Source organism: Agromyces seonyuensis (assembly GCF_009789225.1).
GTDB classification, from domain to species: Bacteria; Actinomycetota; Actinomycetes; order Actinomycetales; family Microbacteriaceae; genus Agromyces; species Agromyces seonyuensis.
Genome location: NZ_WSTA01000072.1, coordinates 1 through 21120, shown reverse-complemented (window position 1 = coordinate 21120; position 21120 = coordinate 1). Strand labels below are relative to the sequence as shown.

Here is a 21120-nt window from a genome sequence, read left to right as displayed (position 1 = left end):
GGCGAGGTCACCTGGCCGCCGCCGCCCGTGCAGGTCTCCGCGGTGCCCGCCGCGGCCCCCGCGGCCGCGGCCGCCCCGGCGCCCGAGCCGAAGCAGCCCTGGCTCACGCCCGTGCGCAAGGCCGTGCTGATCGGCGTCGGCATCGCCGCCCTCTTCGCGATCAACGCCGTCGCCCCCGCGCCGCTCCCCCAGCACTTCACGGTGCTCGCGCTCTCGGTCGTCATCGGCTTCTACGTCATCGGCAAGGTCGCCCACGCCCTGCACACCCCGCTCATGAGCGTCACGAACGCCATCTCCGGGATCATCGTCGTCGGCGCCATCGTGCAGTTGACGAGCGACGTGCTCGTCGTCCAGATCCTGGCTGCGGTCGCCGTGCTGCTGGCGAGCATCAACATCTTCGGCGGCTTCGCCGTCACCCGACGCATGCTCGCGATGTTCGCCAAGGGCGACCGGGCCGGCAGCTGAGCGAGGAACCCGACATGACCGACCTCCTGACCCCCGCCTCCATCGCCGGCGCCGCCTACCTCGTCGCCGCACTCCTCTTCATCCTCAGCCTCGCCGGCCTGAGCCGCCACGAGACCTCGCGCGGCGGTGTGCTGTACGGCATCGTCGGCATGGTCATCGCGCTCGTCGCGACCGTGTGGGCGACCTTCGCGGGCGCGTGGGGCGAGCCCGGCGTGCTGCTCGGCGCCGTGCTCTTCGTCGCCGCGCTGCTCATCGGCGGCTCGATCGGACTCTGGCGCGCGCGCAGCGTCGAGATGACCGGGATGCCCGAGCTCATCGCCCTGCTGCACAGCTTCGTCGGCCTCGCCGCGGTGCTCGTCGGTTGGAACGGCGCGCTCGACGAGCACGGCCTCGACGGCGCGCTCCTCGACATCCACCACGCCGAGGTCTTCATCGGCGTCTTCATCGGCGCCGTGACCTTCACGGGCTCGATCGTCGCGTTCCTGAAGCTCTCGGCGCGCATGAGTTCGAAGCCGCTCATGCTCCCGGGCAAGAACGTGCTCAACCTCGGCGCTCTCGTCGTCTTCGTCGGCCTGACCGTCTGGTACGTCATCACGCCCGAACTGTGGCTGCTCGTCGTCGTGACCGCCCTCGCCCTCGCGCTCGGCTGGCATCTCGTCGCCTCGATCGGCGGCGGCGACATGCCCGTCGTCGTCTCGATGCTCAACAGCTACTCGGGCTGGGCTGCGGCCGCGGCGGGCTTCCTCCTCGACAACGACCTGCTCATCGTCACCGGTGCGCTCGTCGGCTCCTCGGGCGCCTACCTCTCGTACATCATGTGCAAGGCGATGAACCGCTCATTCATTTCGGTGATCGCCGGCGGCTTCGGCATCGCCGCGCCTGCCTCGACGGGCGACGAGCCCGAGGGAGAGGCGCGGGAGATCGCGGCTTCGGGCGTCGCGGAGATGCTGCGCGGGGCATCCACCGTCGTCATCACACCCGGCTACGGCATGGCCGTCGCCCAGGCGCAGTACCCGGTCGCCGAACTCACCGCCCGCCTGCGCGAGCGCGGCATCGGCGTGCGCTTCGGCATCCACCCCGTCGCGGGGCGCCTGCCGGGGCACATGAACGTGCTGCTCGCCGAGGCGAAGGTGCCCTACGACATCGTCGAGGAGATGGACGAGATCAACGACGAGCTCGCCGGCACGAGCGTCGTGCTCGTGATCGGGGCGAACGACACCGTCAACCCCGCCGCTGCCGAAGATCCGGGCAGCCCCATCGCCGGGATGCCCGTGCTGCGCGTGTGGGAGGCCGAGAACGTCGTGGTGTTCAAGCGCTCGATGGCCTCGGGCTACGCGGGCGTGCAGAACCCGCTGTTCTTCCGCGACAACGCGCAGATGCTCTTCGGCGACGCCAAGGAGCGCGTGGAGGATATCATCCGGGCGCTCTGAGCGCTCCCCGCTGGTCGAGGAGCTGCGGAACCCGCTGGTCGAGTAGGGCGGAGCCCGTATCGAGACCCCCGGTGCGTGGTCTCGATACGGCGCTTCGCGCCGACTCGACCGGCGGGACGTTGGGTGGTCGAGTAGGGCGGAGCCCGTATCGAGACCTGGTGCGTGGTCTCGATACGGCGCTTCGCGCCTACTCGACCAGCGGGAGCGCGCCGACTCGACCGGCGGGAGGGCGCCTACTCGACCGGCGGGAGCGGACGGTTCCGTGCCGCCGCGAACCCCTCGAACGCCGAGCGCTCGAGGAAGGCGAGCTGCGCACGTTTGTGCTCGAGGTCGATCTCGGGGCCGAGTTCGAAGCCGACGCGGCGCATCCGGGCGATGGCGGCGTCGTTGCGCACGTCCGGTTCGACGACGACCCGCACGGCCTCCGGGCTCGAGAACAGGAACTCCCCGAAGGCCAGGATGATGCGCGTCGTGACGCCCGCGAGGCGGGTGCCGTGCGAGCCGACGAAGAAGTGCAGGCCCGCATCGCCGTCGCGGACGGGGTAGCACTCCCCCACCGGGTCGTGCGCGGGGTCGTAGGTCTGGAGCAGCGCGATCGGCTGCTCGCCGCGGCGCAGCAGGAACGCGTGGTGCGTTTCCAGGCCGTCGACGTACCGGTAGAGCTCCCGCAGTTCTTCGCGGGAGAGCTCGCCGAGACCCCAGAAGGCCGCCCGGGGCTCGCGCACCCAGTCGTGCACGACGTCGAGGTCGGCGGTGTCGTCGACGTCGAGCACGGTCAGCACGAGTTCGCCGAGCGCGTCGTCGTGGGTGCGGTGCACCACGGCGCCCGGGGCGCCGGAGATCAGCAGGCTCATCGCCACTCCTCTGGATCGAGGGCGTCCCAGTCGGTGACGATCTCGGTCGTCGCCGCGTGCGCCCAGTCGGTGAGCTGGTCGTCGAAATGAGGGTCGCCGGGAACGCCGGATGCGCCGAACGGCACGTTCCAGCGGCTGCGCCGGCGGTCGCCGAGGTCCCAGGTCCAGCGGGCGACCGATCCGCGGAAGCCGAGGGGGGTGACGCCGGGGACCGATCCGGTGCACCGCACGGTGTCGCCGTCGCCCGCGAGGGGGACGCCGTCGACACCCGGGACGACGACGCCGTCGGGCGGGTCGGTCAGGTCGGCGAGGACGTGGAGCGGGTGCAGGCGGTGCGCCTCGCCCCAGGCCGCGCCGTCGCCCTCCGCACTGCCGGAGGCGACCGATTCGATCGCTGCGACGAGCAGGGCGCCGACGTCGAGCCCGAGCCCGGGGGCGTCGAGCAGCGCTTCGATGGAGTCGCCGACCCGCCCCCGCACCGAGAACCACGGGTCGAAGATCGCGCCCATGCCGTGCGGGGAATGCAACGGGCGCAGCCGCTCGTCGTCGGCGACCCGGGCGACGAGCTCGTCCCGCCAGCGCTCGTAGCGGGCGGCGTCGGCGCTGTCGGCGGCGACGTCGCCGTCCCAGTCGAGGAGGCGACCGGCGAGGTCTCGGCCGGCATCCGTGCCGACGGCGGCGAGGTGCGGCCGCAGCCGGGCGATCAGCGCGAGCGCGCGGAGCGAGACGGTGTCCGCGTGCAGGCGGGACAGGGCGGAGGGCGTCTCCGCCCCGTCGGTCGGACCCGCGTCCAGCAGTGCGGCGATGCGTCGCGCCCGCGCGTCGTGGGAGTAGGCGAAGCCGAGCGCGGCATGCGGCCGGCCGGCCGGGCGCTCGTTCGCATCCACGGCGAAGCCCGAAACCGGTTCGGGCGGTGTCATCGCCGAGACGATCGGCACGGTCGCGACGGTCGCGCCGTCGAGCGGCAGACGACGCTCCCCGACCGGGCGTTCCGGCACGCGCCCCGCGGTGAAGCGCAGCACCCTGCCGTCGCGGTCGGCCGCGACCACCCGATTCACCGGGTCCGACCAGAGTGCGAACGCGTCGGCAACGTCGGCCGCGGTGCGGGCGCGCAGCAGCTTGGGGAAGGCGGCGAACCCCGCCGCGGACTCGATCCGTGCGGGCAGGCGGATGCTCCACGCGCCCGCCGCCGGGTCCTCGCCGGCATCGGCCCCGGCGACGACCGTCCCCCGTGCGGTCTCGATCACCCGGACCGGCACGGACTCGCCGCCGCGCACCTGGATCGTCTCCACGTGGTGCGCCGTCGGCTCCCAGCCGTCGGGCCCCAGGGCCCGGAGACCGTCGACATCGTCATCCAATCGCTCGGTGAAGACGTCGACCGAGTGGGCGATGGCGTTCGTGATGCCCCAGGCCGCCGCACCCGTGTGCCCGAAGTGCGGCACGCCCGGCACCCCGGGGAACGCGAGGCCGACGACGTCGTACTCGGGGCACGCGAGCCGCACCTGCTGGTAGACGCCCGGCAGTTCGAGGAGGCGGTGCGGATCGCCGCCGAGCAGCGGCGCCCCGCTGGAGGTGCGCGATCCGTGTACGGCCCAGGCGTTGCTGCCCGCGCCGGACGGCGCCGACCCCGGCGTGAACCAGTCGACGGCGTCATCCCCGAGCGCGCGGGCGACATGCGCCCGCCAGAGCAGGCTCGGGAAGGGCGAGAACAGCACATGCGCGACGAGGAATATGCCGATCGGCGCCCACGGCTCCCAATCTTCGTCCGCAGGTCGCTCCCCCGGCAGTGTGTCGAGGGACGCGAACTCGGGGCTGCGGCGGCGCCCGGCATCCAGACCCGCGTTCACCCCGCGGACGTACGCCTCGACCCAGGCGCGGTCGTCGGCGTCGAGCGCCGCGAACACGCGCTCGGCCGTGTCGGCGAGCCGGATGCGCCGGGCGAAGCGGTCCCACTCGAGGCCGGCCGGCCCGAGCCGTTCGGCGAGCCGGCCCTGAGCGCGCCAGCGGTCGACCTCGATCTGCCAGGTGCGGTCCAGCGCCGTGACGCGCCCCTGCGCTTCCGCCAGGGCGAGCTCGTCGTCGGCCCGCAGGTGCGGGACGCCGAGCGTATCGCGGAAGAGTTCGGCCCGGGGCATCCGGCTCGCATCGCTCATTCGACGCGGCTCGCGCGACCGACCGCACCCGTGCCGCCGCCGCGCCGGGCGATGGGGTTCGCCATCGTGCCCGCGTAGAGCAGCGAGGCCGACTGGTCCGCGAGGTCGACCATCTGCAGGGTGTTGCGCAGCTGCAGGCGGTTCAGGCAGGAGTGCGCGAAGCGCTCGGCGCGCAGGTCGACGGCGGGGTCGAGGTCGGGATGCTCGGAGGCGTGCCGGTCGATGCACTCGGCGACGAGCTGCCAGAAACGCGCCTCCCGCAGCGTGCCGTCGCCGTCGAGGATGGCCGCGAGGTGGCGCAGCACGCCGTCGAACACGTCCGTGAAGATCGCGAGCGCCCGCTCGGCGGCGTCGACGGGCTGGCGGATGCGTTCGATCTGCGGCGGCAGCGCGCGGTCGGTGAGCACGGCCACCTCCTCGCCGATGTCCTTCATGAAGACCCGGCGCACGACGTGGCCGTCGAGCACGAGGATGACGTTCTCGCCGTGCGGCATGAACGCGAGGTCGTGCGCGAGCAGGGTGTGCACGACCGGGCGCAGGTAGGCGTCGAGGTAGGAGCGCACCCACTCGTCGGCGGGGATGCCGGAGGCGCGCACGAGCGCCGTCGCGAGCGAGGCGCCCGACGGGTCGCGGTGCAGCAGGGCGGCCATCGTCGCGAGGCGCTCGCCGCCGCCGATCCGCGGCAGCGGGCTCTCGCGCCAGAGCGCGGCGACCATCTTGCGATGGGCCGAGGGCGCGGCGGTGCGGTGGTACACGTCACCGGTGTAGCCGATGGATGCCTGCTCCCGCAGCACTACGAAGCGGGCGGCTTGCAGCGTCGGGTCGGTGCCGACGAGCTCGGCGACCCAGTCGTTGATCGCCGGGGTGTGCCGCATGTACGCCGGCGAGAGCCCGCGGAGGAAGCCCATGTTCTGGATCGCGAGGGCCGTCTTCACGTACGCGCGCTCGGGGCGGGTCGTGTTGAAGAAGGTGCGGATGGACTGCTGCGCCCGATAGGCGTCGCGGCTCGTGCCCACCGGCACGAGGTCGCGCCGCGCGACGTCGGGGGCGAAGGTGACGGCGATGCGGTGCTGCCACTGCCACGGGTGCGCGGGGAGCCAGCGGTACTCGGCCGGGTCGAGGCCGAGCTCCCGCAGCCGTCGCGAGAACTCCGCGACGAGGTCGGGGCCGAGCTCCCCGTCGTAGAGCGAGGTCTCGCTGAGGCCGTCGCCGAGCGCGAGGTGGCTCAGCGAGCGCCGCACGGCGAGCCAGACGAGGTGCACGTCGGCGCCGGACTCCGGGGCGAACGCGCCGAACTCGTCGAGCCCGAAGCCGATGCGGCCGTTGTTCGCCACGAACCCGGGGTGGCCCTCGGTCATCCCGGCCTCGATCGCCTGGAACCCGGCGAGGGCGAGTTCGGCGGCCGGCGACGGGTCGCGGGTCAGCTTGAACGCGGCGCTCGCGAGCGTCGACGCGATCTCCTCGAGGTAGGTCGCGAGCAGGGCGTCGGGGATGCCGAGTTCGCCCTGCAGCTCGAGGACGAGCTCCTGCGCGTCGAGCGCCGCCGGGACGCCGTCGACGGTGCGCTCGAGCGTGGCCTCCTGGATCGCCCAGTGCTCGAGGGCGTGGCGTCGCGCGGTGAAGACGTAGTCGGAGCCGGCGGTCGTCAGCCGGTACCGGGCGAGTCCGTCGGCGTCGGGGTCGGTGAGCGCGATGGGCGCGAGCAGCCGCTCGTGCGTGAACTCGGCGATCGCCTTCGCGACGAGGTGGCGCTGCGCGGCGGTCATCGGCTCGGGGGCGAGGTGCGGGGCGCCGGACGAGACGAGGTCCCCGCCCGGACGAGCGGCGGCAGCGCCGTCCGCTCCTCCGGAGGCGGACGCGGCCGCGGCCGCGAGCTGCGCCGCCCGCCGGTCGTCCGCGTCGAGCACGGCGAGCGAGGCCCGCTTGCCCGGCAGGTCGATCTCGCCGACGATGCGGAAGCCGACCTCGGCGTTCTTGCGGGCGATGGCGGCGTTGCGCACATCGGGTTCGACGACGATGCGCGTCGCCCCGCGGGCGTCGAAGCAGAACGCCACGACGGCCGCCATCACGGCCGAGGTCAGCCTGTGGGTGCGCTCGGTCGTGGGCGGAGCGACGAGCAGGTGCATGCCGAGGTCGCCGGGTCGGGCGTCGTGCACGTCGACGAGCAGGATGCGCGCGGGGTCGTAGGTCTCGACGAGGAACGCGGGGCGTCCGTCGCGGAGGCCCAGCCAGGCATCCTGGTGCGGGTCGGCGACGACGCCGGCGAAGTACTCGCGCACGGAGTCGACGTCGAGATCGCCCATCTGCCAGAAGGCCGAGCGGGGGTCGGCGAGCCAGCCCTGCACGAGGGCGGCGTCGCGTTCGGGATCGAGCGGCACGATCTCGAGCGGGCCGACGGGGCTCTCGTGGCGGAATCCGGCGTCGGAGCGGAGGTCAGCGGGCAGCAGGATGCTCATCGGGTCGCCTCCCGGGCGAAGTCGTGTGCGGTCGGTCGGGGGCGGTCTCGGCCCGGGACATCGGCGTCGGCGGGGACGCCGAACTCCTGGAAGGCGATGCGGCGCTCGATCGGGTACGGCTCGGAGCCCAGGATCGCGGCGAGGATGTTCGAGTTGCGCCAGGCGCCGAAGCCCAGGTCGGGGGCCGTGAGGCCGTGCGTGTGCTCCTCGGCGTTCTGCACGAAGATGCGGCCGCGGCCGCCGTCGATCGTGTAGTCGAGCGCGACCTCGAAGCGCCCCAGCGCATCGCGATCGATCAAGCCGTCGATCGGCTCGAGGAACTCGGGGACGCGCGGCGCGTACCCCGTTGCGACGACGACGCTCGCGACCTCGCGCTCGTACTCGGCGCCGAGCTGGCCGTGCCGGAGGCGCAGCGACAGGCCGGAACCGGTCGGTCGGGCCGACAGCAGCTCGGTGTCGGTGAGCAGCGTCGTCGGCACGGGCCGTGCGGCGCTCTTGCGGTAGAGCGTGTCGTAGATGTCGTCCACGAGGTCGCCCGAGATGCCCTTGTAGAGGCCGCGCTGCTCGCGGCCGAGCCGGTCCCGCATCGACTGGGGCAGCCCGTGGAAGTGCTCGGTGTACTCGGGCGAGGTCATCTCGAGGGTGAGCTTCGTGTACTCCATCGGGAAGAACCGCGGGCTGCGGGTGATCCAGTCGAGCCGGTACTCGTGGGCGTCGATCTCCTCGAGCAGGTCGCGGTAGATCTCGGCGGCGGACTGCCCGCTGCCGATGATCGCGATCGACGGGGAGGCGACGAGTTCGTCGCGCCGGTGGAGGTAGTCGGCGCTGTGCACCAGCCGGTCGGCGACGTCGGCGAGCGCCGCGGGCACGGTGGGTGCGGTCCCCGTGCCGAGCACGAGGTGACGGCCGCGCACGAGCTCCTCGGTGCCGTCGCCGAGCACGGCCCGCACGACGAAGCAGTCGTCGGCCTCGTCGCGCTCGACGGCGACCACGCGCCGCCCCCAGCGCAGGCTCGCCAGTTGCTCGCTCGCCCAGCGGCAGTAGGCGTCGTATTCGGCGCGGAGCGGGTAGAAGCTCTCGCGGATGTAGAACGGGTAGAGCCGCCCGCGCTGCTTCAACCAGTTCAGGAACGAGAAGCGCGAGGTGGGGTCGGCCATCGACACGAGGTCGGCGAGGAAGGGCACTTGGATCGTCGAGCCCTCCAGCAGCATCCCGTGGTGCCACCGGAAGTCGTCGGCGCCGTCGAGGAACACCGCGTCGAGGTCGAGCGGCTCGGCGAGGCAGGCGAGGCCCAGGTTGAACGGGCCGATGCCGATGCCGACGAGATCGTGGATGCGGTCGGGGCGGGCCGTGCCGGTCATCGCGAGGCCTCCAGGTCGACGGTGAGATCGGATTCGTCGAGCCGCGCGGCGGCGAGCAGGCCGTCGCCCGTCGCCCGGACGAGGTCGAGGACGGCGAGCACCTCGGCGAGGGTCGTCTCGGGGTTGAGCAGCGTGAACTTCAGGCACGGCCGGCCGTCGATCACGGTCTTCGCGACATGCGCGCGGCCCGATTCGAAGAGCACGCGCCGGATGCGCGGGACGAGACGGTCCGCGGCCTCCGCCGGGCAGTCGGCCGGGACGTAGCGGAAGAGCACGGTGCTGAGGTCGGTCGTGCCGACGACCTCGAAGTCGGGCTCGGCCGCCATTGCGACGTGGACGTCGGCTGCGAGGTCGAGCACGCGGTCGAACAGCTCGCCGAGGCCGTCGGCGCCGAGCGCCCGCAGTGTCGCCCAGAGCTTCAGTGCGTCGAACCGCCGGGTCGTCTGCAGCGACTTGTCGACCTGGTTCGGCTCGGCGTTCTCCAGCGGATTCAGGTAGTCGGCGTGCCAGGCGATCGGCGCGAGATCGGCGGCCGAGCTCACGACGAGCGCCGAGGAGGAGACGGGCTGGAAGAAGCTCTTGTGGTAGTCGACGGTGACCGAGCGGGCCCGCTCGATGCCCGTCAGCAGTCCGCGCCGCGTCGGCGAGATGAGCAGCCCGCAGCCGTAGGCGGCGTCGACGTGCAGCCAGACGCGCTGCTCGTCGCAGACGTCGGCGATGGCGGCGAGCGGGTCGATGCAGCCGCGGTCGGTCGTGCCGGCCGTCGCGATGACGGCCATCGGGATGCGCCCGGCGGCGCGCAGCGCGGCGAGGGAGGCGGCGAGCGCCTCGGGGAGCATCCGGCCGAGGTCGTCGGTCGGCACGAGCTCGACGGCATCGTCGGCGAGGCCGAGCACGAGGGCCGACTTCTGCACGCTGAAGTGGCTCGACGCCGTGGCGACGACGACGAGGTCGGCCTGGGCGTGGGCGCGGTCCCGGCCGCGCGGCGATCCCACGGCGGTGAGCGCCGCCTCGCGGGCGAGCAGGAGCGCTTGCAGGTTGGACTGGCTGCCGCCCGAGGTGAAGACGCCGTCGCCGCCGGCGAAGCCGATGCGCTCGGCGGTCCAGTCGATCAGCCGGCGTTCCATGAGCGTGCCCGAGGTCGACTGGTCGTACGTGTCGAGCGACGGGTTGACGGCGGCGATGATCGCCTCGGCCGCGACGGCCGGCAGCACGACGGGGCAGTTGAGGTGGGCGAGGTAGGCCGGGTCGTGGAAGCGGATCGAATGCGCGACGAACAGCTCGTCGAGTTCGGCGATCGCCGCCGCGGTGCCGATGCCGGGGGCGTCGAGGGAGACGGCGTCGACCGCGCGTTGCAGGTCGGCTCGGGATGCTCCGCTGAACGGATGCTCCGTCGTGGCGATGCGGTCGGCGATGCGGTCGACCGTTTCGGCGAGGCGCGCGGCGTACTCGCCGGCACTCCGATTGGTGAGGATTCCAGTCACGTTCGAGCCCTTCTCCGCGCCGTCCGGGCGCGACGAATATCCCCCCGAACGAGGGGCAAGTTTAGGTGAGGCTCGCCTAAGTTAGCAGCGATCGGCGCGCACGTCACGTCCGTGACTCCTCGAGGCCCTCCGCGGATCGAGTAGCGGCGAAGCCCTCCGCTGGTCGAGTAGCGGCGAAGCCCTCCGCTGGTCGAGTAGCGGCGAAGCCGCGTATCGAGACCACCGTGCTCCGCTGGTCGAGTAGCGGCGAAGCCCTCCGCTGGTCGAGTAGCGGCGAAGCCGCGTATCGAGACCACCACCCCCAGCGGGTTCACGGAATCGCCGCGACTAGACTCGGACGGTACTGCGCCGCCCCTGCGGCAGTCCCCCGAACCCTGCGGAAGAGGTCGCCGTGAGCACGCCCGTGGTCGCCGGACATCCGGCGTACTGGACGGTCCCCGTCGTACGTGCCGCGATCGGCTTCGTGCCGGCGCTCGTCTTCACGTTCAACCCGGACCACACGGCCACCTTCGGCCTCGTCGCGTTCGGCCTCTGGGCGCTCGTCTCCGGCCTCGTCGTCGGTGCGCTCGGCGCCCGCTTCGGCCAGGACCGCGTCGGCCGCGCCGCGTGGATGCTGAACGGCGCGGTCACCGCGATCGCGGGCATCCTGGCGCTCGTCCTGCCGGTCTCGCTGGCGACGTTCACCGTCATCCTCATCGCCTGGGCCGCCGTCACCGGTCTCGTCGAGCTCGTCGTCGGCCTGCGCGGCCGCGGCGTCGACCCGGCCTCGCGCGACCAGGTCGTCGTCGGCGCGCTCACGATGGTCTACGCCGTCGTGAACCTCGTGCTGCCGGCCGACTCGGCGACCGTCGTCGGCTACCTCGGCGCCTACCTCGTCATCATCGGCGTCTACCTGCTCATCGGCGGGCTGTCGCTGCGCTTCGGCGCGGTCGACCGCCGTGCGGGCGGCGCCGCACCCACGGGCACCCTGCCCGGAACGGAGCAGTCGTGAGCAACACCCCCGGCGACGAGTTCCCCGCCCCCACCCGGCGGGAACTCCTGAAGCCCCTCGAGTACCTCGGGGGCGCTGGGATCGCGGGCATCTTCACCGGCGTGATCGTCCTCATGGTCACGCGGGACTGGGCGCTCGCGGGCATCTTCGCCGCCGCCGCCTTCATCGTCGTGCTCGTCGTGCTCGCCCTCACGGTGCTCTCCTTCAAGCCCGACGAGCGCGAGATCGCCGACCTCGCCGAGCAGGGCTCCACCGAGGAGCCGCCGGCCGCCGACCCCCGCGAGGGCCTGCACTGATCCGCTGCTCGCCGGTCGGGTAGCGCGGCGCCTCGAGACCCGACGAGTTCCTCTCCGGAGTCCGGAAGGTCGACTCACCGGGTCTCGATACGCTCGCTGCGCTCGCTACTCGACCGACGGTTTCGCTGCGCTCGCCCTTCGCCGGTCGAGTAGCGCAGCGTATCGAGACCCGACGAGTTCCTCTCCGGAGTCCGGAAGGTCGACGCACCGGGTCTCGATACGCTCGCTGCGCTCGCTACTCGACCGACGGTTTCGCTGCGCTCCCTGCTCGACCGACGGGTCTCGCCGCCGCCACGGACTCGGCGTAGCGTCGATCGCATCCCTTCCATCGAGCGAAGGAGGGCGACATGGCGCGGAAGTCGTGGCGATGCCGCATCGGCTGGCACAAGTGGGTGCTCGTCTCCGGTCCGGAGGACGGCGCCTACGAGGAGTGCGCCCGCTGCGGGAAGAACGGCACGCCCCCGACGGGGCGCCCGGGGTTCATGGGCGGCTGAGACGACGGATGCCCCACGGCCGCGGCCGTGGGGCATCCGGATCGTGCGTCATCCCTCGCCCGGGCTTGGCCGGACGAGCGATCAGCGCGAACGATCAGCGCGGGTCGTCGAGCAGTCGGTCGACGAGCTCGGAGGCGAGGCCCGTGTAGGTCGCCGGCGTGAGCGCGAGCAGGCGCGCCTTCGCCTCGTCGCCGATCTCGAGTCCCTCGACGAAGGCCGCGAGGCCCGCGGCGTCGACGCGCTTGCCGCGCGTGAGCTCCTTGAGCAGGGCATAGGGGTCGGCGATGCTCGAGCGGCCGGCGACGACCTCGGCGCGGATGACCGTCTGGATCGCCTCGCCGAGGATCTCCCAGTTGCCGTCGAGGTCGGCGAGCAGCCGCGCACGGTCGAGGTCGATCTCGCCGAGGCCGCGGAGCAGGTTGTCGAGCGCGAGCAGCGAGTGGCCGAAGCCGACGCCGATGTTGCGCTGCGCCGACGAGTCGGTGAGGTCGCGCTGGAGGCGGCTCGTGACGAGGGTCGCGCCGAGCGAGTCGAGGATGGCGCTCGAGAGCTCGAGGTTGGCCTCGGCGTTCTCGAAGCGGATCGGGTTGATCTTGTGGGGCATCGTCGAGGACCCGGTGGCGCCGGGCGCCGGGATCTGGCGGAAGTAGCCCATCGAGATGTAGGTCCAGATGTCGGTCGCGAGGTTGTGCAGCACCCGGTTCGCGTGCGAGATCTTGCCGTAGAGCTCGGCCTGCCAGTCGTGCGACTCGATCTGGGTGGTGAGCGGGTTCCACGTCAGGCCGAGCGAGGAGACGAACTCCTCGGAGATCGTGGGCCAGTCGGCCTCGGGCGCGGCGACGACGTGCGCCGAGAAGGTGCCGGTCGCGCCGGAGAACTTGCCGAGGTACTCGGTCTGCTTCACCTGCTCGGCGATGCGGCCGAGGCGGTGGGCGAAGACGGCGAGCTCCTTGCCCATGGTCGACGGCGTCGCCGGCTGGCCGTGGGTGTGCGAGAGCATCGCGGCGTCGCGGTGCTCGAACGCCAGGCGCGTGAGCCGGTCGACGACCGACTCGAACTTCGGCAGCCAGATCTCGGTGACCGCGTCGCGGACCGTGATCGCGTAGGAGAGGTTGTTGATGTCCTCCGAGGTGCACGCGAAGTGCGTGAGCTCGGCGATGCGCTCGAGGCCGAGGGCGCTGAGCTGGGCGCGCACGTAGTACTCGACGGCCTTCACGTCGTGCCGGGTGGTCGCCTCGAGCTCGCCGAGCTCGTCGATGTCCTGCTGTCCGAAGTCGGCGACGACCTTGCGCAGCGCGGCCTGCTCGTCGGCCGACATCGGGCTCGAACCGAAGAAGCCGCGGTCGGTCTGCGCGATGAGCCACTCGATCTCGACGTGCACGCGGGCACGGTTCAGACCGGCCTCCGAGAGGTGCTCGCCGAGCTCGCCGGCAGCGGCGCGGTAGCGCCCGTCGAGGGGACTGAGGGGCTGTGCGGGAAGGCTCATGGGGTCCATTCTTCCAAACCCCTGTCCGAGTGCTCTCCGCGAGGGTCAGCCGGCCGTCCGCAGGGCGGGTGCGAGCTGGCGGAACAGGGATGCGGTGGAGCGCTCGACGAGGTCGAGCGCGAGGTCGAACGCGGCGTCGTCGGAGTAGTACGGGTCGGGCACGTCCTGGTGGGCCGCGAGCGTCGGGTCGAACGAGAGCAGCAGTTGCACCTTCGCCGAGTCGTCGGCGGTCGGGGCCTGGCTGCGCAGCACCCGCGCCTGGGGGCGGTCGAGGGCGACGACGAGGTCGAGCCGCGGGAAATCGGCCGGGTCGAACTGCCGGGCCCGGTGCGTCTCGCCGTCGTAGCCGCGGCGGCGGAGCGCCTCGAGTGCGCGCGGGTCGGCGTGCTCGCCGACGTGCCAATCACCCGTTCCGGCGGACTCCACGGCGATGCGTTCGCCGAGCCCCGCGCGCTCCGCGAGGTTGCGCATGACGACCTCCGCCATGGGCGAGCGGCAGATGTTGCCGGCGCACACGAACGAGACACGGAATGCAGGTGCCTCGGGGTGCTCTCGGGCGGCGGCCATGGCTGCCATTCTGGCCCCGGCGATGCCGTGCGCTCTACGGGCGGCAGCACTTTCGACGCCGGGAATTCCGGAACTCCCGTACAGGTGGCGGCGGGAGCGCCATGACGAGAGGATGACCCATGCCCGACGCCCCCGCAGCCGATTGGCCGATCGACGTCCACGTGGCGGCGAGGCTCGTCGCGCACCAGCATCCGGAGTTCGCCGGTGCGGTGCGGCTCGTGGGCAACGGCTGGGACAACGTCGTGTTCCGACTGGGCGACGCGCACGCGCTGCGGATGCCTCGGCGCCGCCTCGCGGTGCCCCTCATCGAGTTCGAGCAGCGGTGGCTCCCGGAACTCGCCGAATCGCTCCCACTGCCGATCCCCGCGCCCGTGGCGGTCGGCGTCCCGGGCGACGGCTTCCCGTTCCCCTGGTCGATCGTGCCGTGGTTCGGCGGCACGGCGGTGTGGAGCACGGAGCCCGCCGATCGCGTGCCGCTCGCCCGGCCGCTCGCCCGGTTCGTCGCGGCGCTGCGTCGACCGGCCCCCGCGGACGCCCCGTTCAACCCCGTGCGCGCGGTCCCCCTCGGCGACCGGGACGAGGTCGTGCGGGCGCGCATCGCGCGCGCCGGGGCGCCGGAACTGCTCGAGCTCTGGGCCGACGGGGTGGCGGCCCCCGTCTGGGACGGCGCGCCGCAGTGGGTGCACGGCGACCTCCACGGCGGCAACCTCGTGGCAGTCCGGGAGGATGACGGCGCGCTGCGGCTCGAGGCCGTCATCGACTGGGGCGACCTCAGCGCCGGCGACCCGGCGGGCGACCTCACGTGCGCCTGGACGATCTTCGACGCCGACGGACGCGCCGAGTTCTTCGACGAGCTCGAGCGCTTCGGCGCCCTGGATCCGCACCTCCGGCGGCGCGGCCGCGCGTGGGCGGCCGGCGTCACGTCGTCGATGCTCGCGGAGACCTCCGGCGAGGGCGACGTCGCCCGCATGGGGCGGTTCGCCCTCGAGCAGCTGCGCGCCGAGAGGTCGTCCTCCCCAGCCCGGGCCTGAGCGGCCGCGCCGCACCGGCGCGAGCGCACCGGCGCGTGCCGACGGGCCCTCGACGACAGGCTCGCGGGCATGTTCGATCTCCGCTCCCTCGATCTCCAGACGCTCGCCGACCGCGCGGGCGCCGCCGCGGCGCGGCTGCCTGGGCTCCGTGCGCTCGTCGCGGAGGCCGTGGCCGCCGAGCCCTCGCTGCTGCCCGGCGGTGCCGACGAGTGGCGCTCCGGCGCCGCCGAGCGCTACCGCGAACGGCTCGCCGAGCTTCGGGCGGAGGTGCGCCGCTCGTGCGGTGAGCTCGAGGCCGCGCTGTTCGCCGCGGAACGCGAACTCGATGTCGCCGACGCCGCGCTCGAGGACGAACGGGCCGCGGTGCGAGCGGCGGAGCTCGCGGGCGATGCCGCCGCCGACGCCCGCTTCGCCGGTGACTCCCCCGTCGGGCGCCACGGACGGCTCGGATGAGCGGCGAATTGACGGTCGGCGTCGGCGCGACGGTCTCGACCGGCGGCATGCTCGTCGAGGCGCAGCGCCTCGCGCAGGCCGAACTCGAGACGCGCGACCGGGCCGAGCGCCTCGCGCGCCAGGTCGACGCGTGGGGCGTGCCGACGCCGCGACCCGCCCTGCCCGATGCCCAGGACGCCTTCGACGCGTGCGCCCGGCGGCTGGAGGACGTCGCCGCGTCCTGCGGCAGGCTCGCCTGGCAACTGCGGATGACCGCCGCGGGCTACGCGCTCGCCGACGAGGCGGCGGCGCTGCTCGCGGAGCACGCCGCCCGGCTCGTGACGTGGCTCGCCCCCATCGGGCTGCACTTCGCGCCCGGGCCGACGCTGACCGCCGCCGGCGTGCTCGGTTTCGGCATGTGGGCGCGTTCCGGGTTCGACGTCGATCGGATGCTCGCCTCGCGCGAGTTCGTGAGCCTCGTGCGCAACGCGGTCGACTCGGCCGACGATGCGGTCCTCGCCGCCGCGATCGCGACGATCGCCGCCGCGCCGACGGCCCTCGGCTTCGTGGCACCGACGCTCGTGAAGTTCGCCCGCACGGGCACCGCCGGCGCGGCCGGCTCGAACGCCGCGGCCCTCCAGCGGGTCGCAGCGGCGGCCACCGGCGGCGCGGCCCTCCGTGAGACGCCGGTCCGGGTGCAGTCGGCGTCGACGGGGGCGCTGACGAGCGCGCCGGGCGGCTACGCCCAGCTCGCCCAGCGCATCCCGGACGGCGCCCCGGGCACACCCCAGGTCCGGGTCGAGCAGTACGACGGCGGGTGGCTCGTGTACCTCGCCGGCACGCGGGACTTCAACCCCGTCACGGGCATCGAACCCTTCGACGCGGCGAGCGACGTCGCGATGATCGCGGGCGAGTCGTCCGGGCTCGAACGTGCGGCCGCCGCCGCGCTCGAGGAAGCCGGGTACCGCTCCGGCGAGCCGATCGTCGCGGTCGGGCACTCCGCCGGCGGGATGGGCGCGGTCCGCTTGGCGCAGCATCCGGAGCTCGACGTCGTCGCCGCGATCAGCTTCGGGGGTGCGGTCGCCGACATGGAGCGGCCGGAGGGCGTGCAGGTCGTCTCGGTCGAGCATCGGGACGACCTCGTGCCGGCGCTCGCGGGCAACGCGCGACCGCAGGATGCGGGGTTCATCCCCGTGCGGCGCGAGGTGTTCGACGGCGTCGACGTGCCGGAGGGACCGGTGCCGGCCCACCAGCTCGTGCGCTACCGCGAGACCGCCGAGCTCATGGACGCCTCCCCCGAGCCCTCCCTCGCCCGCGTGCTCGCCGTCGTCGACGGCATCACGGGCGAGGGGCGCGGTGCGGCGAGCACCTGGACCGCCGAGCGCATCCCGGACGCCGCGGGGCTCAGTCCCGCGAGGGGCGGACGATGATGCCGATCAGCCAGGTGAACAGGGAGAGGATGAACGCCCCGAACACGGCCCACCAGAAGCCCTCGACCTCGAGGCCGAAGCCGATGAGGCCCGAGATCCAGTCGACGAGCAGCAGCAGCAGGCCGTTGACGATGAAGGCGAACAGGCCGAGCGTCAGGATGTAGAGGGGGAACGCGACGATGCGGATGACCGTGCCGATCACCGCGTTCACGAGCCCGAAGATCAGAGCGACCATGAGATAGGTCACGATCGTGGCCGCGGTGTCGTCGGCCGCCCACGGCACCACGTTGACGCCGTCGACGATGAGGGTCGTGAGCCACAGCGCGAACGCGCTCACGATGACTTTGAGGAGGAAGCGCATGGCACCCATCCTGCCGCTCCACCGGGGGAAATCGGCGGGCGACGCCCGGGTTAACGTAGTCGGGTGACGTTCGACGACTCGCTGCCCGCTCCGCTCCGCCTCCGCCCCGAGATCGCGGCCCTCCCGCCGTATCGACAGGGCCGCCCGGCGCCTGCCGACGGGTTCAAGCTCTCGAGCAACGAGAACCCGTTCGAGCCGCTGCCGTCGGTCGTCGACGCGCTCACCTCCGCGACGGACGTCAACCGCTACCCCGACGCGACCGCGCTCGCCCTCCGCGAGCGGCTCGCCGCCAAGTTCGGCGTGACCGCCGACGAGGTGCTCGTCGGCTCGGGCTCGGTGTCGCTCCTGCAGCAGTTCGTCCTCGCGGCCGCGGGCCACGGCGACGAGGTCGTCTACTCGTGGCGAAGCTTCGAGGCCTACCCGGGCCTCGTCGTCGTCGCGGGCGCGACGAGCGTTCCCGTTCCGAATCGCGCCGACGGCGGGCACGACCTCGCCGCGATCGAAGCGGCGATCTCCGAGCGCACGCGCATCGTCATCGTCTGCTCCCCCAACAACCCGACCGGCGTGCCCGTGAAGGCCGCCGAGTTCGCGGCGTTCATGGACCGCGTGCCGAGCGACCTCATCGTGCTGCTCGACGAGGCGTACGCCGAGTTCGTGACCGACGCCGGCGCCGTCGACGGCTCGACCCTCCTCGGCCGCTGGCCGAACCTCGTGGTGCTCCGCACGTTCTCCAAGGCCTACGGCCTCGCCGGTCTCCGCGTCGGCTACGCGATCGGCTCGACGCGCGCCCTCGACGCCGCCCGCTCGACCGCGATCCCGCTCTCCGTCACGGCGCAGGCCTCGGCCGCGGCGATCGCCTCCCTCGAACCCGCCGCCGAGGCCGAACTGCTCGCCCGGGTGTCCGCCCTCGCAGAGCGCCGCGACCGGCTCCGCACGGCCCTCCGGGCCCAGGGCTGGGACGTCCCGGTGGCGCAGGGCAACTTCGTCTGGGTCCCCGCGGTCGACCGCGTCGAGGAGCTCGCGGGCATCCTCTTCGACGCCGGCCTCGTGACGCGCGCGTTCCCCGGCGACGGCCTGCGCATCTCCATCGGCGAGGAGGAGAGTGTGGATCGCCTCATCGAAGCGCTGGGGAAGCTTGTCGACGCGTAACAAGGATCGGGCATATGGCCGGGGGTAGCTTGGAATGATGCGAGCCCCCGAGCGAGTGTTCACCACGCCGACGCTGCAGCTGCTCGGCCCCGACGGCCGGCTGGTGCCGAGCCCCGAAGCCGAGCCGTATCTGGAGCTGGTCGAGGCGCTCGACGACGCGACCCTGGCGCGCTTCTACCGCGACATGGTCGTCTCCCGGCGCATCGACGTCGCCGGCGCGAACCTGCAGCGGCAGGGGCAGTTGGCCCTCTGGGTGCCCTCGGCCGGCCAGGAGGCCGCCCAGGTCGGCTCGGCCCACGCGACCCGTCCGCAGGACCACGTGTTCCCGAGTTACCGCGAGCATGTCGTCGGCATGATCCGCGGCCTCGACCCCGTCGACATCCTGCGCCTGCTGCGCGGCACGACGCTCGGCGGCTGGGACCCGGCCGCCAACGGCAACTTCCACCTCTACACGCTCGTGCTCGCGGCGCAGACCCTGCACGCGACGGGCTTCGCCATGGGGATGCAGCTCGACGGCGGCACCGCGACGGGCGACCCCGAGCGCGACGGCGCCGTCATCGTCTACTACGGCGACGGCTCGACCTCCGAGGGCGATGCGAACGAGTCGCTCGTCTTCGCGGCGAGCTACGCCACCCCGCAGGTCTTCTTCGTGCAGAACAACCAGTTCGCCATCTCCGTGCCGGTCGCGCGGCAATCGCGCTCGCCGCTGTCGCTGCGCGGGCAGGGCTTCGGGATGCCGGGCATCCAGATCGACGGCAACGACGTGCTCGTGAGCTACGCCGTGACGAAGGCCGCGCTCGACGAGGCGCGCGCCGGCCACGGGCCGACGTTCATCGAAGCCGAGACCTACCGCATGGGCGCGCACACCACCGCCGACGACCCCACGAAGTACCGCAGCGACGACGAGGTCGAGCACTGGCGCCGCCGCGACCCGATCAGCCGCTACCGCACGTGGCTCGAGGGCCGCGGCGCCGAGGGCGCCTTCTTCGACGAGGTCGACGCGGAGGTGTCGGACTTCGCCGCCGACGTGCGCCGCCGCACGCTCGAACTGCCGACGCCGACCCGCGAGGCGATGTTCGAGCACGTCTACTCCGAGCCGCACGGGCTCATCGCCGAGCAGCACGCCTGGCTCGAGGCGTACGAGGCATCCTTCGAGGGGGACGCGTGATCATGACGAACGAGACGATCGAGGATGCCGCGCTCGCGTCGAGCGCACCGGGCGGGCACGCGGGCGCCGAGCCCGCCACGCGCGGCGTCGTCACGATGCCGATGGCGAAGGCCATCCAGCTGGGCCTCCGCGACGCGATGGCCGCCGACGAGAAGGTCCTGCTCATGGGCGAGGACGTCGGCAAGCTCGGCGGCGTCTTCCGCGTGACGGAGGGCCTGCTCGCCGAGTTCGGCGACCGCCGCGTCTTCGACTCCCCGCTCGCCGAGTCCGGCCTCGTCGGCACGTCGATCGGCCTCGCGATGCGCGGCTTCCGGCCGATCGTCGAGATCCAGTTCGACGGCTTCATCTTCCCCGCGTTCAACCAGATCACGACGCAGCTCGCGCGCCAGACCGTGCGCCACGACGGCACCGTGTCGATGCCCGTGGTCATCCGCGTGCCCTACGGCGGACACATCGGCTCGATCGAGCACCACCAGGAGTCGCCCGAGGCGTACTTCGCCCACACGCCCGGCCTCCGGGTCGTGAGCCCCTCGACGCCGCACGACGCCTACTGGATGATCCGCGAGGCCGTCGAGTCGAACGACCCCGTGCTGTTCTTCGAGCCGAAGAGCCGCTACTGGCCGAAGGGCCCGGTCGACCTCGACCACCCCGGTCCCGCCCTCCACGAGAGCCGCGTCGTGCGCGCCGGCACCGACGTCACCGTCGTCGGCCACGGCGCGATGGTCTCGACGCTGCTGCACGCGGCCGACCTCGCCGCCGCGGAGGGCACGAGCCTCGAGGTCGTCGACCTCCGCAGCCTCTCCCCCATCGACTACGGCCCCCTGCTCGACTCGGTCGGCCGCACCGGCCGCCTCGTCGTCGCCCAGGAGGCCTCGGGCAACGTCAGCGTCGGCTCCGAGATCGCCGCGACCGTCGCCGAGCGTGCCTTCTACTCGCTCGAGGCGCCCGTCGTGCGCGTCTCGGGCTTCGACGTGCCGTTCCCGCCCGCCGCCCTCGAGGCGGAGTTCCTCCCGAGCGCCGACCGGGTGCTCGAGGCCGTCGACCGGGTGCTCTCCTACTGAGCCGAGGCCGGCACGCCGGTCCCCCACCCGGGAACGCTGGCATCCACCGAACACCGCATCGAGATCCGAAGGCAGGTTCCATGAGCGAGATCCGTTTCCCCCTCCCCGACGTCGGCGAGGGGCTGACCGAGGCCGAGATCGTCGAGTGGAAGGTCAAGCCGGGCGACACCGTGTCGCTCGACCAGGTCTTCGTCGAGATCGAGACCGCCAAGTCGCTCGTGGAGCTGCCCAGCGCGTTCGAAGGCGTCGTGTCGGAGCTGCTCGTCGAGGAGGGCACGACCGTCGACGTCGGCACCCCGATCCTCGTGGTGCAGACGCACGACGCGGGAGCGCCCGCGCCGGCGGCCCCGGCCCCGGCGGCCGAGCCCGCTCCCGCTCCCGCACCCGCGGCGGCCGAGGAGGGCGGCAGTTCGGAGGAAGGCTCGTCTGTCGTCCAGCCTCTTTTTTATCA

General features: G+C 72.8%; 20 protein-coding genes. 12 read left to right on the top strand and 8 right to left on the bottom strand.

Annotated features, from left to right (window positions below):
* Both GB864_RS14090 and pntB read left to right on the top strand, forming a co-directional pair.
* Window positions 1–465, top strand: a 465-nt coding sequence (locus tag GB864_RS14090) for a proton-translocating transhydrogenase family protein (protein ID WP_202107236.1), incomplete at its 5' end; no start/stop codon positions are given.
* Between the two features lie 14 nt (window positions 466–479).
* Entirely contained in the window at window positions 480–1895 is a 1416-nt protein-coding gene (gene pntB, locus GB864_RS14085; RefSeq protein ID WP_160426134.1) for a Re/Si-specific NAD(P)(+) transhydrogenase subunit beta, read from the top strand.
* 233 nt (window positions 1896–2128) lie between these two features.
* Here pntB and GB864_RS14080 read toward each other — a convergent pair whose 3' ends face one another.
* From GB864_RS14080 to GB864_RS14060, 5 genes are read right to left on the bottom strand one after another with little or no spacing between them, the layout of a single operon-like run.
* Window positions 2129–2749 carry a GNAT family N-acetyltransferase gene (locus GB864_RS14080; RefSeq protein WP_160426132.1) on the bottom strand — a complete coding sequence of 207 codons (621 nt, stop codon included), beginning with the start codon at window positions 2747–2749 and terminating at the stop codon, window positions 2129–2131.
* Window positions 2746–4902, bottom strand: coding sequence for a penicillin acylase family protein (locus tag GB864_RS14075; protein WP_236779129.1), 2157 nt, complete (start codon window positions 4900–4902; stop codon window positions 2746–2748). Before GB864_RS14075 ends, GB864_RS14080 begins: the two co-directional genes overlap by 4 nt.
* Window positions 4899–7358 (bottom strand): GNAT family N-acetyltransferase, encoded by a 2460-nt coding sequence (locus tag GB864_RS14070; protein WP_160426130.1) that lies wholly within the window; start codon window positions 7356–7358, stop codon window positions 4899–4901. Before GB864_RS14070 ends, GB864_RS14075 begins: the two co-directional genes overlap by 4 nt.
* A complete protein-coding gene (locus GB864_RS14065; RefSeq protein ID WP_160426128.1) occupies window positions 7355–8719 on the bottom strand; it encodes a lysine N(6)-hydroxylase/L-ornithine N(5)-oxygenase family protein in 1365 nt (454 codons plus the stop codon). The genes GB864_RS14070 and GB864_RS14065 overlap by 4 nt, the downstream gene beginning before the upstream one ends.
* Window positions 8716–10203: a pyridoxal-dependent decarboxylase gene (locus GB864_RS14060; RefSeq protein WP_160426126.1), complete on the bottom strand. Its 1488-nt coding sequence runs from the start codon at window positions 10201–10203 to the stop codon at window positions 8716–8718. The genes GB864_RS14065 and GB864_RS14060 overlap by 4 nt, the downstream gene beginning before the upstream one ends.
* A 391-nt stretch (window positions 10204–10594) precedes the next feature.
* Between GB864_RS14060 and GB864_RS14055 the strand changes: the two genes are divergently transcribed.
* The 3 genes from GB864_RS14055 to GB864_RS14045 all read left to right on the top strand — a co-directional run bounded on the left by GB864_RS14055 (window position 10595) and on the right by GB864_RS14045 (window position 11984).
* On the top strand, window positions 10595–11194 hold the full coding sequence (locus tag GB864_RS14055; protein WP_160426124.1) for an HdeD family acid-resistance protein: 600 nt from the start codon (window positions 10595–10597) through the stop codon (window positions 11192–11194).
* Window positions 11191–11490, top strand: coding sequence for a hypothetical protein (locus GB864_RS14050; protein WP_160426122.1), 300 nt, complete (start codon window positions 11191–11193; stop codon window positions 11488–11490). The genes GB864_RS14055 and GB864_RS14050 overlap by 4 nt, the downstream gene beginning before the upstream one ends.
* Window positions 11491–11837: 347 nt before the next feature.
* Window positions 11838–11984, top strand: a complete 147-nt coding sequence (locus GB864_RS14045) for a hypothetical protein (RefSeq protein ID WP_160426120.1) — start codon at window positions 11838–11840, stop codon at window positions 11982–11984.
* 94 nt (window positions 11985–12078) lie between these two features.
* Here GB864_RS14045 and purB read toward each other — a convergent pair whose 3' ends face one another.
* A complete protein-coding gene (gene purB / locus GB864_RS14040; RefSeq protein WP_419672791.1) occupies window positions 12079–13470 on the bottom strand; it encodes an adenylosuccinate lyase in 1392 nt (463 codons plus the stop codon).
* A 45-nt stretch (window positions 13471–13515) separates the two neighbouring features.
* Window positions 13516–14037 carry a low molecular weight protein-tyrosine-phosphatase gene (locus GB864_RS14035; RefSeq protein ID WP_160426117.1) on the bottom strand — a complete coding sequence of 174 codons (522 nt, stop codon included), beginning with the start codon at window positions 14035–14037 and terminating at the stop codon, window positions 13516–13518.
* 119 nt (window positions 14038–14156) lie between these two features.
* Here GB864_RS14035 and GB864_RS14030 point away from each other — a divergent pair, with 119 nt between their 5' ends.
* The 3 genes from GB864_RS14030 (at window position 14157) to GB864_RS14020 (ending at window position 16930) form a co-directional block, all read left to right on the top strand.
* Window positions 14157–15068, top strand: a complete 912-nt coding sequence (locus GB864_RS14030; protein ID WP_160426115.1) for an aminoglycoside phosphotransferase family protein — start codon at window positions 14157–14159, stop codon at window positions 15066–15068.
* Window positions 15069–15137: 69 nt separating this feature from the next.
* The gene (locus tag GB864_RS14025) at window positions 15138–15521 is read left to right on the top strand and encodes a hypothetical protein (RefSeq protein WP_160426113.1); all 384 of its coding nucleotides are present in this window, start codon (window positions 15138–15140) and stop codon (window positions 15519–15521) included.
* Window positions 15518–16930, top strand: coding sequence for a hypothetical protein (locus GB864_RS14020; RefSeq protein ID WP_160426110.1), 1413 nt, complete (start codon window positions 15518–15520; stop codon window positions 16928–16930). The genes GB864_RS14025 and GB864_RS14020 overlap by 4 nt, the downstream gene beginning before the upstream one ends.
* On the opposite strand, the gene GB864_RS14015 is transcribed toward GB864_RS14020, so the two are convergent.
* Entirely contained in the window at window positions 16905–17291 is a 387-nt protein-coding gene (locus tag GB864_RS14015; protein ID WP_160426108.1) for a phage holin family protein, read from the bottom strand. The two genes, GB864_RS14020 and GB864_RS14015, sit on opposite strands and share 26 nt — an antisense overlap.
* Before the next feature lie 63 nt (window positions 17292–17354).
* Between GB864_RS14015 and GB864_RS14010 the strand changes: the two genes are divergently transcribed.
* The 4 genes from GB864_RS14010 to GB864_RS13995 all read left to right on the top strand — a co-directional run.
* Complete coding sequence (locus GB864_RS14010; RefSeq protein ID WP_336604016.1) at window positions 17355–18440, top strand: histidinol-phosphate transaminase; 1086 nt, start codon at window positions 17355–17357, stop codon at window positions 18438–18440.
* A 37-nt stretch (window positions 18441–18477) separates the two neighbouring features.
* The gene (locus GB864_RS14005) at window positions 18478–19608 is read left to right on the top strand and encodes a thiamine pyrophosphate-dependent dehydrogenase E1 component subunit alpha (protein ID WP_160426106.1); all 1131 of its coding nucleotides are present in this window, start codon (window positions 18478–18480) and stop codon (window positions 19606–19608) included.
* A 95-nt stretch (window positions 19609–19703) separates the two neighbouring features.
* Window positions 19704–20669 carry an alpha-ketoacid dehydrogenase subunit beta gene (locus GB864_RS14000; RefSeq protein WP_160426135.1) on the top strand — a complete coding sequence of 322 codons (966 nt, stop codon included), beginning with the start codon at window positions 19704–19706 and terminating at the stop codon, window positions 20667–20669.
* A gap of 80 nt (window positions 20670–20749) precedes the next feature.
* On the top strand, window positions 20750–21120 hold a 371-nt coding region (locus GB864_RS13995), incomplete at its 3' end, for a biotin/lipoyl-containing protein (protein WP_336604015.1).

Excerpts from the sequence above, each read along its gene's own strand:
- pntB (WP_160426134.1), top strand. The coding sequence starts at position 480 with ATGACCGACCTCCTGACCCCCGCCTCCATCGCCGGCGCCGCCTACCTC.
- GB864_RS14080 (WP_160426132.1), bottom strand. The coding sequence starts at position 2,749 with ATGAGCCTGCTGATCTCCGGCGCCCCGGGCGCCGTGGTGCACCGCACC.
- GB864_RS14075 (WP_236779129.1), bottom strand. The coding sequence starts at position 4,902 with ATGAGCGATGCGAGCCGGATGCCCCGGGCCGAACTCTTCCGCGATACG.
- GB864_RS14070 (WP_160426130.1), bottom strand. The coding sequence starts at position 7,358 with ATGAGCATCCTGCTGCCCGCTGACCTCCGCTCCGACGCCGGATTCCGC.
- GB864_RS14065 (WP_160426128.1), bottom strand. The coding sequence starts at position 8,719 with ATGACCGGCACGGCCCGCCCCGACCGCATCCACGATCTCGTCGGCATC.
- GB864_RS14045 (WP_160426120.1), top strand. The coding sequence starts at position 11,838 with ATGGCGCGGAAGTCGTGGCGATGCCGCATCGGCTGGCACAAGTGGGTG.
- purB (WP_419672791.1), bottom strand. The coding sequence starts at position 13,470 with ATGAGCCTTCCCGCACAGCCCCTCAGTCCCCTCGACGGGCGCTACCGC.
- GB864_RS14035 (WP_160426117.1), bottom strand. The coding sequence starts at position 14,037 with ATGGCCGCCGCCCGAGAGCACCCCGAGGCACCTGCATTCCGTGTCTCG.
- GB864_RS14030 (WP_160426115.1), top strand. The coding sequence starts at position 14,157 with ATGCCCGACGCCCCCGCAGCCGATTGGCCGATCGACGTCCACGTGGCG.
- GB864_RS14025 (WP_160426113.1), top strand. The coding sequence starts at position 15,138 with ATGTTCGATCTCCGCTCCCTCGATCTCCAGACGCTCGCCGACCGCGCG.
- GB864_RS14020 (WP_160426110.1), top strand. The coding sequence starts at position 15,518 with ATGAGCGGCGAATTGACGGTCGGCGTCGGCGCGACGGTCTCGACCGGC.
- GB864_RS14015 (WP_160426108.1), bottom strand. The coding sequence starts at position 17,291 with ATGCGCTTCCTCCTCAAAGTCATCGTGAGCGCGTTCGCGCTGTGGCTC.
- GB864_RS14005 (WP_160426106.1), top strand. The coding sequence starts at position 18,478 with ATGCGAGCCCCCGAGCGAGTGTTCACCACGCCGACGCTGCAGCTGCTC.
- GB864_RS14000 (WP_160426135.1), top strand. The coding sequence starts at position 19,704 with ATGCCGATGGCGAAGGCCATCCAGCTGGGCCTCCGCGACGCGATGGCC.